Source organism: Cellulomonas sp., assembly GCF_965229465.1.
Classification (GTDB): domain Bacteria; phylum Actinomycetota; class Actinomycetes; order Actinomycetales; family Cellulomonadaceae; genus Cellulomonas.
The window spans coordinates 865,764-878,218 of record NZ_OZ245882.1; the positions used below are offsets into that span (position 1 = coordinate 865,764).

Annotated in this window: 14 protein-coding genes; 6 read left to right on the top strand and 8 right to left on the bottom strand. The window is 73.9% G+C overall.

The annotated features are described in order from the left end of the window. Positions 1-18: 18 nt before the first annotated feature. Together ACO06A_RS04125 and ACO06A_RS04130 are read right to left on the bottom strand one after the other, a co-directional pair. Positions 19-591, bottom strand: coding sequence for a hypothetical protein (locus ACO06A_RS04125; RefSeq protein WP_421734780.1), 573 nt, complete (start codon positions 589-591; stop codon positions 19-21). Continuing rightward, a complete protein-coding gene (locus ACO06A_RS04130) occupies positions 588-911 on the bottom strand; it encodes a DMT family transporter (RefSeq protein WP_421734781.1) in 324 nt (107 codons plus the stop codon). The genes ACO06A_RS04125 and ACO06A_RS04130 overlap by 4 nt, the downstream gene beginning before the upstream one ends. Positions 912-1,022: 111 nt before the next feature. Between ACO06A_RS04130 and ACO06A_RS04135 the strand changes: the two genes are divergently transcribed. Then, on the top strand, positions 1,023-1,988 hold the full coding sequence (locus ACO06A_RS04135) for a 1,4-dihydroxy-2-naphthoyl-CoA synthase (RefSeq protein WP_421736012.1): 966 nt from the start codon (positions 1,023-1,025) through the stop codon (positions 1,986-1,988). On the opposite strand, the gene ACO06A_RS04140 is transcribed toward ACO06A_RS04135, so the two are convergent. The 3 genes from ACO06A_RS04140 to ACO06A_RS04150 form a co-directional block, all read right to left on the bottom strand. Beyond that, complete coding sequence (locus tag ACO06A_RS04140) at positions 1,985-2,152, bottom strand: hypothetical protein (RefSeq protein ID WP_421734782.1); 168 nt, start codon at positions 2,150-2,152, stop codon at positions 1,985-1,987. The two genes, ACO06A_RS04135 and ACO06A_RS04140, sit on opposite strands and share 4 nt — an antisense overlap. Positions 2,153-2,272: 120 nt before the next feature. Beyond that, a complete protein-coding gene (locus tag ACO06A_RS04145) occupies positions 2,273-3,355 on the bottom strand; it encodes a DUF3048 domain-containing protein (RefSeq protein ID WP_421734783.1) in 1,083 nt (360 codons plus the stop codon). 20 nt (positions 3,356-3,375) lie between these two features. After that, entirely contained in the window at positions 3,376-4,470 is a 1,095-nt protein-coding gene (locus ACO06A_RS04150; protein ID WP_421734784.1) for a DUF3048 domain-containing protein, read from the bottom strand. A gap of 93 nt (positions 4,471-4,563) precedes the next feature. Here ACO06A_RS04150 and menE point away from each other — a divergent pair, with 93 nt between their 5' ends. Beyond that, entirely contained in the window at positions 4,564-5,700 is a 1,137-nt protein-coding gene (menE, locus tag ACO06A_RS04155; RefSeq protein ID WP_421734785.1) for an o-succinylbenzoate--CoA ligase, read from the top strand. Next, positions 5,697-6,569 (top strand): 1,4-dihydroxy-2-naphthoate polyprenyltransferase, encoded by an 873-nt coding sequence (locus ACO06A_RS04160; RefSeq protein ID WP_421734786.1) that lies wholly within the window; start codon positions 5,697-5,699, stop codon positions 6,567-6,569. Before menE ends, ACO06A_RS04160 begins: the two co-directional genes overlap by 4 nt. Here ACO06A_RS04160 and ACO06A_RS04165 read toward each other — a convergent pair. After that, positions 6,566-6,859, bottom strand: coding sequence for a DUF4229 domain-containing protein (locus ACO06A_RS04165; protein WP_421734787.1), 294 nt, complete (start codon positions 6,857-6,859; stop codon positions 6,566-6,568). The two genes, ACO06A_RS04160 and ACO06A_RS04165, sit on opposite strands and share 4 nt — an antisense overlap. A gap of 62 nt (positions 6,860-6,921) precedes the next feature. Between ACO06A_RS04165 and ACO06A_RS04170 the strand changes: the two genes are divergently transcribed. The 3 genes from ACO06A_RS04170 to ACO06A_RS04180 all read left to right on the top strand — a co-directional run bounded on the left by ACO06A_RS04170 (position 6,922) and on the right by ACO06A_RS04180 (position 9,634). Beyond that, positions 6,922-7,263 (top strand): PLDc N-terminal domain-containing protein, encoded by a 342-nt coding sequence (locus ACO06A_RS04170; protein WP_421734788.1) that lies wholly within the window; start codon positions 6,922-6,924, stop codon positions 7,261-7,263. Between the two features lie 143 nt (positions 7,264-7,406). After that, complete coding sequence (locus tag ACO06A_RS04175) at positions 7,407-9,053, top strand: hypothetical protein (RefSeq protein WP_421734789.1); 1,647 nt, start codon at positions 7,407-7,409, stop codon at positions 9,051-9,053. Between the two features lie 149 nt (positions 9,054-9,202). Then, positions 9,203-9,634, top strand: a complete 432-nt coding sequence (locus ACO06A_RS04180; RefSeq protein ID WP_421734790.1) for an NUDIX domain-containing protein — start codon at positions 9,203-9,205, stop codon at positions 9,632-9,634. Between the two features lie 73 nt (positions 9,635-9,707). On the opposite strand, the gene ccsB is transcribed toward ACO06A_RS04180, so the two are convergent. Both ccsB and resB read right to left on the bottom strand, forming a co-directional pair. After that, on the bottom strand, positions 9,708-10,769 hold the full coding sequence (ccsB, locus tag ACO06A_RS04185; protein ID WP_421734791.1) for a c-type cytochrome biogenesis protein CcsB: 1,062 nt from the start codon (positions 10,767-10,769) through the stop codon (positions 9,708-9,710). After that, a complete protein-coding gene (resB, locus tag ACO06A_RS04190) occupies positions 10,766-12,454 on the bottom strand; it encodes a cytochrome c biogenesis protein ResB (RefSeq protein WP_421734792.1) in 1,689 nt (562 codons plus the stop codon). The genes ccsB and resB overlap by 4 nt, the downstream gene beginning before the upstream one ends. Between the last annotated feature and the right edge of the window lies 1 nt (position 12,455).

The following is a 12,455-nucleotide window of genomic DNA, read 5'->3' on the forward strand; positions in this document are numbered from 1 at the left end:
CGCCAGCGTACGGCGGACTCACGCACCCCACGCCTCGACGAGCAGCGCCCGTGCCGTCGCCCGCACGGGCCGCTGCTCGGTCAGCGCGGTGACGACCGCGCCGTCGACGAGCGCCGTGGTCACCGCGGCCGACGTGGGCGCCTCGACGTGGCCGACAAGCTGCCCCAGGACGGCGTCGACCGCCGCGCGACCACCCGCGAACGCCCCCGCGAGGGACGCCTGCCGACCCGCGCCGAGCAGGTGCTCGTAGTAGCTGCGCACGCCGGCGTCGTCCCCGGGGGGCAGGACTGCGTCGACGAGCACCCGCGCGGCCGCGTCGGGCTCGCGCCGCACCGTCACGTCCGGCGCGCCGGAGAGGGACGCCCGCGCGTGGTCCGCCCACGCGTCGGCCATCGCGGCGCCCGCCGCCGCCGCGAGGTCGTCGAGGGACGCGAAGTAGTAGGTGGTCGCCGACAGCGACGCCCCCGCCTCGAGCGCGACGCGCCGGTGGGTGAGCGCACCCGGCCCCTCGCGCAGCAGGAGGGTCGCGGCGGCCGTCGCCAGGTCCGCGCGGCGGCGAGCGCCCTTCCCCCGGGCACCGCGGTCGGTCACGCGTGGCCGCCCGACAGGTTCAGTCCCACGACGCCGGCCACGATGAGCACGAGCGAGACGATCTTGAGCACGGACACGGTCTCGTGGAACAGCACGACGGCGAGCACCGCGGTGAGCGCCGCACCGATGCCGACCCAGACGCCGTACGCGACCCCGACGGGAAGCGTCCTGAGCGCCCAGGACAGCCCGCCCATCGACGCGACGAGCAGGACGACGAACAGGACGCTGGGCCAGAGCCTGGTGAAGCCGTTCGACGCCTTGAGGCTGAGGGCCCAGCCGGCCTCGAGCATGCCGGACAGGACGAGGACGATCCAGGCCATGGTGGTGCACCACTCTCCGCGTGCGCGCCGGGTGGCAGTCCCCGCCGTCCCGCGCACTTTCTGGTACAACCGTACCAGACCGTGCGTCGCGGTTAGGCTGCCGCCGTGACCCTGCCTCCCCTGCCGGACCCCGTCTCCGACACGTTCGACCCGACGCGCTGGCGGACGGTCGACGGGTTCGAGGACCTCACGGACCTCACGTACCACCGCGGGTTCGCCCGCCCCACGCCGGACCAGGTGGCGGCCGGCGCGACCGCCCGGGACCTGCCCGTCGTCCGCGTCGCGTTCGACCGGCCCGAGGTGCGCAACGCGTTCCGCCCGCACACGGTCGACGAGCTGTACCGCGTCCTCGACCACTCGCGGACCACCTCCGACGTGGGCACGGTGCTGCTCACCGGCAACGGACCGAGCCCGAAGGACGGCGTCTGGGCGTTCTGCTCCGGCGGCGACCAGCGCATCCGCGGCCGGTCGGGCTACCAGTACGCGTCGGGCGAGACCGCGCAGGACGTGGACCCCGCACGCGCCGGGCGGCTGCACATCCTGGAGGTCCAGCGCCTGCTCCGGACCATGCCGAAGGTCGTCGTCGCGCTGGTCAACGGCTGGGCGGCCGGGGGTGGGCACTCGCTGCACGTCGTCGCCGACCTCAGCATCGCCAGCCGGGAGCACGCGCGCTTCATGCAGACCGACGCCAACGTGGGCTCGTTCGACGGCGGCTACGGGTCGGCGCTGCTGGCGCGGCAGGTGGGGCAGAAGCGGGCCCGCGAGATCTTCTTCCTGGCCCGCGAGTACTCGGCGGAGCAGGCGCTCGCGTGGGGCGCGGTCAACGACGTGGTCGAGCACGCGCAGATCGAGGAGGCCGGGCTGGAGTACGCGCGGATCATGGCGACCAAGTCACCGCAGGCGATCCGGATGCTCAAGTTCGCCTTCAACCTGGCGGACGACGGCCTGGCGGGGCAGCAGGTGTTCGCCGGGGAGGCCACCCGGCTGGCGTACATGACCGACGAGGCGGTCGAGGGGCGGGACGCGTTCCTCGAGCGCCGCGAGCCCGACTGGTCGGGCTTCCCGTACGCGTACTAGCTGCTGGACAGCGCCCAGCCGGCGAGGTCGACGATCGAGCCGAGGACGCCCGCGGCGCCGACCAGCAGCGCGACGAGGACGACGGCCGAGACGAGGACCGCACCGAGCGACCGGACGTCGTGCTCGACGGGTGTGGACTGGGGGTGGTGCGTGAGAGTGGCCATGCGTCCAGCGTCGCCCGCGCACCGGCCGACGGGCATCGGCCCCCGGGCTCGACGTGCTCCCGCCCTGGGGTGGCCAACCCGCCCGCGGGGATCATCCCGTGGGCGGACACCCGGTCCGGCTCAGCCGACGGTCAGTGATCCGCTGCCGGCCGGCACGAGCTCGACCCAGGTGTTCCCCGGCGCCAGGTCCGCGAGCTGGCCGTCGGCGGTGAACAGCCGGATCGGCACCTCCTGGGCGTCCCGCTGCCACCGCACCGCGATGGTCTTGCCGCCCGTCGCGACGACGCCCTCGCCCGAGCCGACCAGCTCGTAGGTGGGCACAGCCGCCCCACCCTGCGCGCCGTACCCGGAGTTCGGGTGCGGGGCCGTGAGCGACACGACGTTGACCGCGGACAGCCGCGCCCCGCTGCGGGCGGTCGCCGGCGCCGACCCCTCCGACCGCAGCCACGTGCCGCTGCCCGCGTCCCACGACCAGGTCGGGCTCGACGCCGCGGAGAGGCGGAACGACAGCGTGCTCGCCGGGGTGCCGCCCACGACGGCCGCGGCACGGTCGGCGCTGCGCGCGATGGTGAACTGCTCACCGGGGGGCGCCTGGTGGTCGGCGTCCGCCTGCCCCCAGAAGGTCGTCGGGTTCCCGTACACGTTGTGGGGCGCCGGCCTGTCCTTGGTCCGGTACATGCCCGGTGCGCCCGCGTCGTGGCTGATCATCTGCACGCCGCTGGCCTCGACCAGGGCGAGGATGCCCGGCTGACCGCCCGAGAACGCGAGCAGGCCGTGCATGGGCGCCAGGATCTGCGGGTCCATCGGGCGGACCGAGCGGATGGGTCCGACCTCGGCGGGCACCTGGGAGTGGAAGACGGCGACGAAGCGGGACACGTCGAACTCGACGATCGTCTCCCAGACCATGTCCGCCTGGTCGAGACCGGTCTGCGGACGGGCCACGGCCGTGTTCTCGATCTTCACCGCGAGCGACGGCCTGGCGGCCGGCTCACCCGCGACGCCGGTCAGCGGCCACACCGGGGGAAGGACCGGCACGGGTGCCGGCACCTTGTTCGGGGCGATGGTGGGGCCCTGCACCACCGGGGACGGCGGATCCTGCGGCGGTTCCGGCGGCGGCGAGGTGCACCCGGCGACGGCCAGCGCCATGGCCGCGAGCACCGCGGCGACCGCGCCCCGTGCCGGTCGTCGTGTCGTCGTCGTCATCGCGCTCCCCCGTCGTTCACTCAACTGATGGTGACCGAGCCCGAGTCCCGCGGGACCAGCTCCACCCACGTGATGCCCGGCGCGAGCGTCACGACCGCGCCGTCGGGCGTGGCGAGCGTGAGGACCGCGTCCCTCGACCCCTTCGTCCACGTGCCGGTGACCGTCTTGCCCCCGCCGGAGATCGTCGCCTCGCCCGTGCCCTCGAGCACGGTCTCCGGGACGGGGTTGCCGGCCGGGTCCACGGTGCCGGAGTCGATGAGACGCACCTTCAGCGTCACCACGTTCGTCGCGGCGATCCGCGCACCTGAGCGCAGGGTCGCGGGCGTGGCACCCTCAGCGCGCAGCCACGTCCCGGTTCCCGCGTCCCACGTCCAGCTGGGCCGCGAGAAGCCGGAGAGCCGGACGGCCACGGTCGACGACGGCCCACCGGAGGCGACCGCCGTGGCCTTGTCGAGCACCTTCGCGAACACGAACTGCGCGGGGGGCGCGGCGGAGTGGTCCGCGTCGGCCTGGTCCCAGAAGGTCTGCGGGGTGCCGTACACGTTGTGCGGCGCCGGGCCGACGCCCTTCTTGCGGTAGAAGCCGGCCGCTCCGGCGTCCATGCTCACTGTCTGGAGGCCGGCGTTCTTCAGCGCCTGGACGAACGCCGGCTGACCACCGGAGAACGCGATCAGTCCGTGCAGCGGCGCGGCGATGGCCGGGTCCATGGGGCGCACCGACCGGATCGGGCCCACCTCGGCCGGCACCTGCGACTGGTACACCGCGACGAACCGGCTGATGCCGCCCTCGACGACCTGCTCCCAGATGACGTCCGCCTGGTCGAGCCCGGTCTGCGGGCGCGCCTCCGTCGAGTTCTCCACCTTGATGGCCAGCGCGGGCCGCGTCGAGACCTCCGTGGCGGTGACGCCCGTCAGCGGCCAGCGCGGCGGCACGACCGGTGCGGGCGGAGCACCCTTGGCCGCCTCGATCACGGGGGCCTGCGTCACGGGCGCGACCGGCGTGGGCTCGGTCGGCGGTCCGCTGCACGCACCGAGCGCGAGCGTGGCGGTGGTCGCGAGCGCCACGAGCACGACGGCCCGGCGAGAGGCGGACGGGGCGGTGAGGACGGACGGCACGGTGCTCCTTCGGGTGTGAATCGCGCGACACTCTACGGTGTCCGGGCGCTTGCCCCGGGCGGGCGCGCGCGCAGACGGACCTACGCTGGGCGGGTGAGCCGGCCCGTGCGAGACGTCCCCGCGCGGCCGGAGCTCCTTCTCCCGGCGCTCGAGGCCGCGCTGAGCAGCACCGGGCCGGCCGTCTCGCCGGGCCCCGTGGACGCCACCGAGGTCCCCGACGGCGTCGCGGTGGTCGTGCGGACCTCGGGATCCACGGGCGATCCTCGCGCCGTGCTGCTGTCGGCGTCCGCCCTGCGCGCGTCGGCCGCCGCGACCGGGGCTCGACTCTCCGGCCCCGGGCGGTGGCTGCTGGCGCTGCCCGTGCACCACGTGGCAGGGCTCCAGGTGCTGGTCCGCTCCGTGCTGGCGGGCACGGCTCCCGTGGCGATGCCCTCGGGAGCGTTCCGTGCACCCGCCTTCGTGGCAGCGGCCGCCGAGCTGGCCGGGTCAGGACCGCGGTACACCTCCCTGGTGCCCACCCAGCTGGTGCGGCTGCTCGACGACCCCGCCGCGACGACCGCCCTGACCGCGTTCGACGCGGTGCTGCTCGGCGGAGCCGCGACGGCGCCGGACGTGCTGGGACGTGCGCGCGCCGCGGGCGTCCGGGTGGTCACCACGTACGGCATGTCGGAGACCTGCGGCGGCTGCGTGTACGACGGGCGGCCCCTGGACGGGGTTTCCGTCCGGCTGGACGCGGAGGGACGCATCCTGCTGGCCGGTCCCGTCCTGGCCGACGGGTACCTCGGGCGACCGGACCTGGATGCGGACGCGTTCGTGCAGGTGGACGGGGTCCGGTACCTGCGCACCACGGATCTCGGCGCCTGGTCCGGCGGGGTCCTGACCGTGCTCGGACGCGCCGACGACGTGCTGGTCACCGGAGGCGTCAAGGTGCCGCCTGGGCCTGTGGAGTTGGTGCTCGCGGGACTGCCCGGCGTCGGCGAGGTGTGCGTGGTCGGGATTCCCGACGAGGAGTGGGGTCAGCTCGTCGTCGCCGTCGTCGTTCCGCGGTCCGGCGTCGCCCCGCCCACGCTGGCCGACGCCCGGGCGGCCGTCACCGACCGGCTCGGCGCCACCCACGCGCCCCGGAACCTCGTGGTCGCGGACTCGCTCCCGCTGCGCGGGCCGGGCAAGATCGACCGTCGGGCCGCCACGCTGCTCGCCGCACGCCACCTCGAGAGGAACTCCCCGTGACGACTGCCAGCGACTGGGTGCAGGGTGCACGGCCGCGGACGCTCCCGGCCGCCGCAGCCCCCGTATTCGTGGGCACCGGGGCGGCCGCCCAGCTGGGCGAGGCCCACCTCGGGCGTGCCGCGCTCGCGCTCGGCGTCGCGCTGGCGCTCCAGGTGGGCGTCAACTACGCCAACGACTACTCCGACGGGATCCGCGGCACCGACGTGGACCGCGTCGGCCCCCTGCGGCTCACCGCGTCCGGCACCGCCAGCCCCGGCACCGTCAAGGGCGCGGCGTTCGCGGCGTTCGCCGTCGCCGGGCTCTTCGGGCTCGCGCTGGTGTACCTCAGCGGCTACTGGTGGCTGCTGGGCGTCGGGGTGATCGCGATCGCGGCCGCCTGGGGGTACACCGGCGGCAAGAACCCCTACGGCTACCTCGGGCTCGGCGAGGTCGGCGTCTTCACGTTCTTCGGTCTCGTCGCGGTGCTGGGCACCACGTACACGCAGGCCGACGAGCTCTCCTGGGCCGCGTGGGTCGGCGCGGTGTCCGTCGGGCTGCTCGCGTGCGCGCTGCTCATGGCCAACAACCTGCGGGACATCCCCACCGACGCCCTCGTCGGCAAGCGCACCCTCGCCGTGCGGCTCGGAGACCGCCTGGCCCGACGCGTCTACGCAGCGATGGTGATCCTGCCGGTCCTCCTGGGCGGGATCGTGTGCGCGTTCGCGTCGCCCTGGACGCTCGTCGTCCTGGTGCTGCTGGCCCCCGCGGTCGTCCTCGCGACGACCGTGCTGCTGGGTGCTCGCGGCCGCGCGCTGGTCCCCGTGCTCGCCGGGACCGGGCTGCTGGAGCTCGCGTTCGGCGTGCTCCTCGGGCTCGGGCTGGCCCTCTAGGACTCCTGGGTGCGCGTGGCCTCGTCGGCCGCGTCCTCGACGTCGGCGTCCTGCTGGGCACGCTTGCCCAGCACCGTCCGGTCACCGGCGGCCCGTCGCCGCTCCGCACGCTCGGCCAGCTGGAGCGCAGCCGCGTCCCGCGGGCCGCTGAGCAGCACGTACGACAGCCCCCACGCCAGGAACGCCGCGACGATCCCCGCCAGCCAGGACCGCATGCCGGCCCACCAGAGCAGGCCGAGGCACGCGCCGAAGAGGGCCAGGCGCAGGAGCGAGTAGACGAGGAAAGGCACGGTCCCAGCGTAGGACGCTCCGCGGGGGCGCTCGTCCGCCGAGCGACGTCTAGTCTGACGAGGTGAGGAACCTCGCCGTCCTGCTGATCATCGGGTTGACCGTCTACTGCGCGTTCGACGTCATCCGCAGCACGGCCGAGGAGCGGCTCGGGGTGCACCCCGCCCTGTGGGTCCTGCTGATCCTCTTCGTGCCCCTGCTCGGCGCCGTGGCGTGGCTCGCCGTGCGGTGGTCCCGTCGCACCGCAGCCGTCGGCAACCCGGGCGCGCCGCGGCAGAGCAGGCGCCCGACCGCTCCCGACGACGACCCCGAGTTCCTCTGGCGGCTCGACGAGGACCGTCGGCGCACCGACCCGGGCTCCTCGGGTTCTTCGGGTTCGTCGGACGACGCCCCTCCTGTTCCGTGACCGGCGGGTTGTCCACATCCTGATTCCGGCCTCGTTCCGCGGTGTCCGTTTCGGGTAGAATCGTACACATGTTCGAAGCCGCTCCTGCCGACGCCGAGGGTGACTGGCGTGCGGGTGCGGGAAATGGGGCGACGGGTCTGAGGGTGCCGACCTCGACCGGCGACGCTGTGGCACGGCGGTCGGACGGCCGCGACCCGGACGCGCTGTCGGGGGCGCGAGCGCCGGACAGCGGAGGGTCCGACGGCCGGGCGTCGCGTGCCGATGGCGGTCCTGTCGACGCCCGGGTCGTGGCGGCGGCGGTCGCCGACCTGCTCGCGGCGGCGCGGCGGCTCGCCGACGTGATGGGTGTGGGTGTTGGCGACGCGGGCGCGCGTCGGGCGGTGCTGTCCGGGTTGCGGCCGGTGGACGGGGTGCTGGCCTCGGTCCGGTCGGCGGTGCTGCTCGCCGAACGGGACTCCACCTCCTGGCAGCGCCCGGGAGTGCCGTCGTTCGAGGCCGCGCACGGTGCGGTGACCCGGATCGGGCTGCCCGGGGCGCGGCGGGAGATCGCCCAGGCCGACGTGCTCGCGTCCATGCCCGCGGTCGCCGGCGCGGTACAGTCCGGGGCGATGCCCGTCGGGCACCTGGACGCGTTCGCCCGGATCACCGTGGGCGTCTCCGAGACCGTGGGTGCCGCGCTGGCCGCTCCGGGGGTGCAGGACGCCATCGTGCGGCTCGGGTCCACCCAGGACGCGCCGACGTTCACCCGGTCCGTGCAGCGCCTGGTCGCCGAGCTCGACCCCGCCGCCCGCGAACGCACGCACGAGAACCAGCGCGCCCGCCGGTTCCTGCACCTGTCCGACCAGAGCGACGGCACCCACATCCGCGGCCTGCTCGACCGGGTCGCCGGCCACCGGCTACGCCTGGCCCTGGAAGCCACCGGCGAACGCCCCGGCCTGCTCAACGCCCAACCCGCCGACACCGCCGGCCCGACCGACGCCGTCGACACCAACGCAGCGGGCAACGCCCATGCCGGGATGGTGCTGGAGGAGCGGACCGCGGAACAAGCCCGCGCCGACGCCCTGGACACCATCGCCCAACGCATCCTGGCCCTGCCCGCCACCGCCTCCGGCGCCGCCGTCCCACCCCAGATCAGCCTGCTCATGACCGAAGCAACCTTCGCCGCCCTCCGCACCCACGCCACACGGCACCGGTCCCCCACACCCGCCGACCCGGCCATCGCCACCACCGACCCGGCGCCCACCGTCGCGGACCGGTCCGCCGACCGGTCCGCCGACCTGGCCTCGGCCCTGACCGGGGTCCCGGCGGTCACCCTGGAGGACGGCACCCCGATCCCGACCAGCGAGGTCGCCCAGGTGCTGTGCGACTGCGAGATCACCCGCATCGTGATGGACGCCGCCGACCAACCCGTCAACCTCGGCCGCTCCGTGCGCCTCTACACCGGCGCCCACCGCCGCGCCATCATCGCCCGCGACCGCCACTGCACCTTCCCCGGCTGCGACCGACACGCCCGCTGGAGCCAGATCCACCACATCACCTGGTGGGACCGCGACAACGGCTCAACCTCGATCGACAACGGTGTCCTGCTCTGCTCCTTCCACCACCACCAGGTCCACCAACACAACCTGACCATCCAGAGGCACCCCACCACTCGCGGACCCCGACGCCCCGACCAACCCACACTCGAGCCACCCGGCGCCCTCTACACCTTCCGCGACCCCACCGGACGGATCGTCGCGACCTCAGAACGGTCCGACCCTCCCGAACCACAGACTCCTCAGCGGATGTGAGTTCGCCCGTGGGCGGATCCGAGGTCGACGTCGAACCGCACCGCCGCTGCCTATGCCTATGCCAAATCCGTGCCCATGCCCATGCCATGCCCGAGGGTGGCCCGCTCACGCGCCCGCGGTCCGGCCCTCGCACGCCGTACCGTCAGAGCGTGCCTAGCGTCCGAGCCCTCGCACTTGCCGTGATCCGCCACCCGGAGACCGGGCACCTGTTCGTCGACGAGATCGTCGAGCCCGGCACAGGGCGCGTGTTCCATCGCCCCGCTGGCGGCGGGATCGAGTTCGGCGAAACCGCGTCGCACACGCTCGTCCGTGAGCTCGAGGAGGAGTACGGGCTTGTGATCGTCGTCGGGCGGCAGATCGGCGCGCTGGAGAACCACTTCACCTACGCCGGTCGCGTCGGTCACGAGATCGCTCTGGTCTTCGAGGCCGATCTAGCCTGCCCGGCCGACTCTGCTGAGACCCGCAGGCCCTGTCGTGACCAGCCCAGCGTCACCGGTGTCTGGCGCTCGTCGACGGAGGACGCGATACCGCTGTACCCGGACGGGCTCCGTCACCTGCTGGCGGAGAGCGCGATCACATAGGTCCAGGACGGCTCGACGTCCGAGGGCGTGCGAGGAGGACCGCCGACAGGACAGCCGAGAGACGACTGGACCGTCAGACGCCCGAGTACGAGTGCTTGCCCGTGACCACGAGGTTGACGACCGTGAAGTTGGCGAGCACGACCGCGTAGCCGACGAACACGAAGTACGCCGCGCGCCGCCCGCTCCAGCCGCGAGTCGTCCGGGCGTGCAGGTAGGCCGCGTACACGACCCACGCGACGAACGTGCCGACCTCCTTGGGGTCCCAGCCCCAGTACCGGCCCCATGCGTGCTCGGCCCAGATGGCCCCGCCGATGAGCGTGAGGGTCCACAGGACGAAGGCGATCGCGTTCAGCCGGAACGACATGGCCTCGAGCTCGCGGGAGCCGGGAACCTGCTCGAGCCACCCGAACCGGCGCCCGCTGACGACCCGGCGGAACCGGTCGGCGCGGGTGGCGGCGGCCCCGGCGGGTGCGGGGACCGGCTGCCCGGACGCGCCCACGGTCACCGCAGGGGCGGCGGCGGCGGCCTCTTCGCGGTAGCTCTTCAGCACCTGGAGCACCGAGGCGGCGAACGCGACCGTGAAGATGCCGGTCGCGGTGATCGCGACCCCGACGTGGATGATCAGCCAGTAGCTCTGGAGGGCGGGCTGCACCTGGTCGGCCTGGATGAAGAAGGCGTTGAGCGCGAGGACCAGCGCGAGCACGGCCATGCCCATGACGAGCACGCCGACGAACGCGATGATCCGGCGCCGCTGCACGACGGTGAGCACGAGGACGGCCACGAAGACGCCGACGATCGTGAACTCGTACATGTTGGCGGTCGGCCAGCGACCGGCGGCGATCCCGCGCAGCACGATGCCGCCGAAGAGCATGAGCAGGCCGAGCAGCGTCGTGGACCGGGCGATGCCCTCGGCACGCACGGACCGGCCGGGGGCGCTCTGCTCCTCGGAGCCGCTGACGGCGGTCGCGGGGCGCGCGCCACGGGCGGGACCCGCACCGGCGGTCGCCAGCTCGGGGACGCGTCGCTGCGCACGCTCCGCGATCCGCGCCAGGTCGGTGCTGAACGCGATGAGCGCGATGGTGAACGCCGTCGCGGCACCCCAGACGAGCAGGGTGCTCAGGTCTCCGGTGGTCATGGCGTGCTCTCTCCAGAGGTCGGGCCGCGCGGGGCGGCCGGGGGTCCGTCGTCGGTCGGTGCGAGGGTCGCTGCGAGCACTCGGTCGAGCTCGGGTTGGAGGCCGACGTCGTCGCCGCGCGCCAGACCGGCCGCGGTGACCACTGTACGACCGGAGTCCTCGGCACCGCCCGGTGCGAAGCGGAGCCAGAGGCGTCGCCGCGGGGCGAAGAGCGAGGTGGCGAGCCCGGCGAACGCGAGCAGCGCGAACACGAGCACGAACGGCAGGGCGGGGTCGTGCCGCAGGTCGAGCGCCACGTACCGGGGCAGCCCGTTGAAGGTGAGCGTGCCGAGACCGTCGGGCAGGTCGACGGTCTCCCCCGGGCGGACGTAGAGCGTGACCGTGGTGCCGTCGGCGTCGACCGCCTGGGTCATCCGTGCCTCGTCCAGCTGGTAGACGTTCTGCGGCACGCCGGTGTCGAGCCCGAGGTTCCCGGACCACACGGAGAGCACGAGCAGGGGGTCGGTGGGCTGCGGGTCGATGGACCGGTAGAGGTCCTCACCGACCTCCTGCGCGGTGGGCAGCAGGTAGCCGACGATGCCGATCTGCTCCTGATCGCCCGACACGTCCGGCACCTTCAGCACGCCGCGCGACGTGTAGACCTCGTCCTGCGGCAGGAACGGGGTGGGACCGGAGAAGGCGATCTGGCCCGCGGCGTCGTGCACGGTGAGGTCGGGCGCGTATCCGTTGCCCTGGAGGTAGACCTTGGCACCGCCGGCGTCGAGCGGGTGGTTGACCTTGATGGTCTCCTTGGTCGGCTCCTCGCCCGGGTTGGTGAGCGTGACGTGCGCGGTGAAGTCGCGGGACTGGAGCGTCTCGGGGTCGAAGCGGGACTCGAACTCGTCGAGCCGCAGCGTGAACGGGACCAGGCTCGACGGTGAGTACGCGGTGCCCTGCTCGAACGTGTCGTAGTCCACCTGCGCGTTGGCGAACCCGCGGCCCTGCACCACGATCGCCTGCCCGCGGTAGTGCAGCACCTGGCCGGTGGCCACGGAGATGAGCAGCCCGACGAGCGCGAGGTGGAACACGAGGTTCCCGGTCTCGCGCAGGTACCCGCGCTCCGCGGAGACGGACCAGGTGCCTTCGCCCTCGTCGCGGGTGTCCACGCGGTAGGTCGGGACGAACGGGAGCCACCGCCAGCCGCCGCGCAGCACGGTCGCGGCACCCTGCACAGCATCCGACGGGGCGCCGTCACGAACACCCGACCCCTGCGCCGGGAACCGGGCGAAGCGTCGGGGCGCGCGCGGTGGCCGGCCGCGGACGCCCGCGAGGTGGACCTTGGTGCGCGGCAGGATGCAGCCGACCAGCGACACGAACAGCAGGAGGTAGATCGCGGAGAACCAGACCGACGAGTAGACGTCGAAGAACCCGAACCGGTCGAGCCAGGGGCCGGTGGTCGGGTGGTCGGAGATGTACGTCGCGACCTTGGCGGTGTCCTGCGCGCGCTGCGGCCAGACGGTGCCCGGCACGGCGGCGACGGCCAGGAGCATGAGCAGCAGGAGGGCAACCCGCATGCTGGTGAGCTGACGCCATGCCCAGCGCAGCCAGCCGACGAGCCCGAGCGTGGGCAGCGTCGGCGAGGTCGGGGGGGCCTCGGTCGGCTCCATGAAGACGTCGGAGAGGCCCTCGGGGCGGTGCACGGTCACG

Excerpts from the sequence above, each read along its gene's own strand:
- ACO06A_RS04130 (WP_421734781.1), bottom strand. The coding sequence starts at position 911 with ATGGCCTGGATCGTCCTCGTCCTGTCCGGCATGCTCGAGGCCGGCTGG.
- ACO06A_RS04140 (WP_421734782.1), bottom strand. The coding sequence starts at position 2,152 with ATGGCCACTCTCACGCACCACCCCCAGTCCACACCCGTCGAGCACGAC.
- ACO06A_RS04145 (WP_421734783.1), bottom strand. The coding sequence starts at position 3,355 with ATGACGACGACGACACGACGACCGGCACGGGGCGCGGTCGCCGCGGTG.
- ccsB (WP_421734791.1), bottom strand. The coding sequence starts at position 10,769 with ATGACCACCGGAGACCTGAGCACCCTGCTCGTCTGGGGTGCCGCGACG.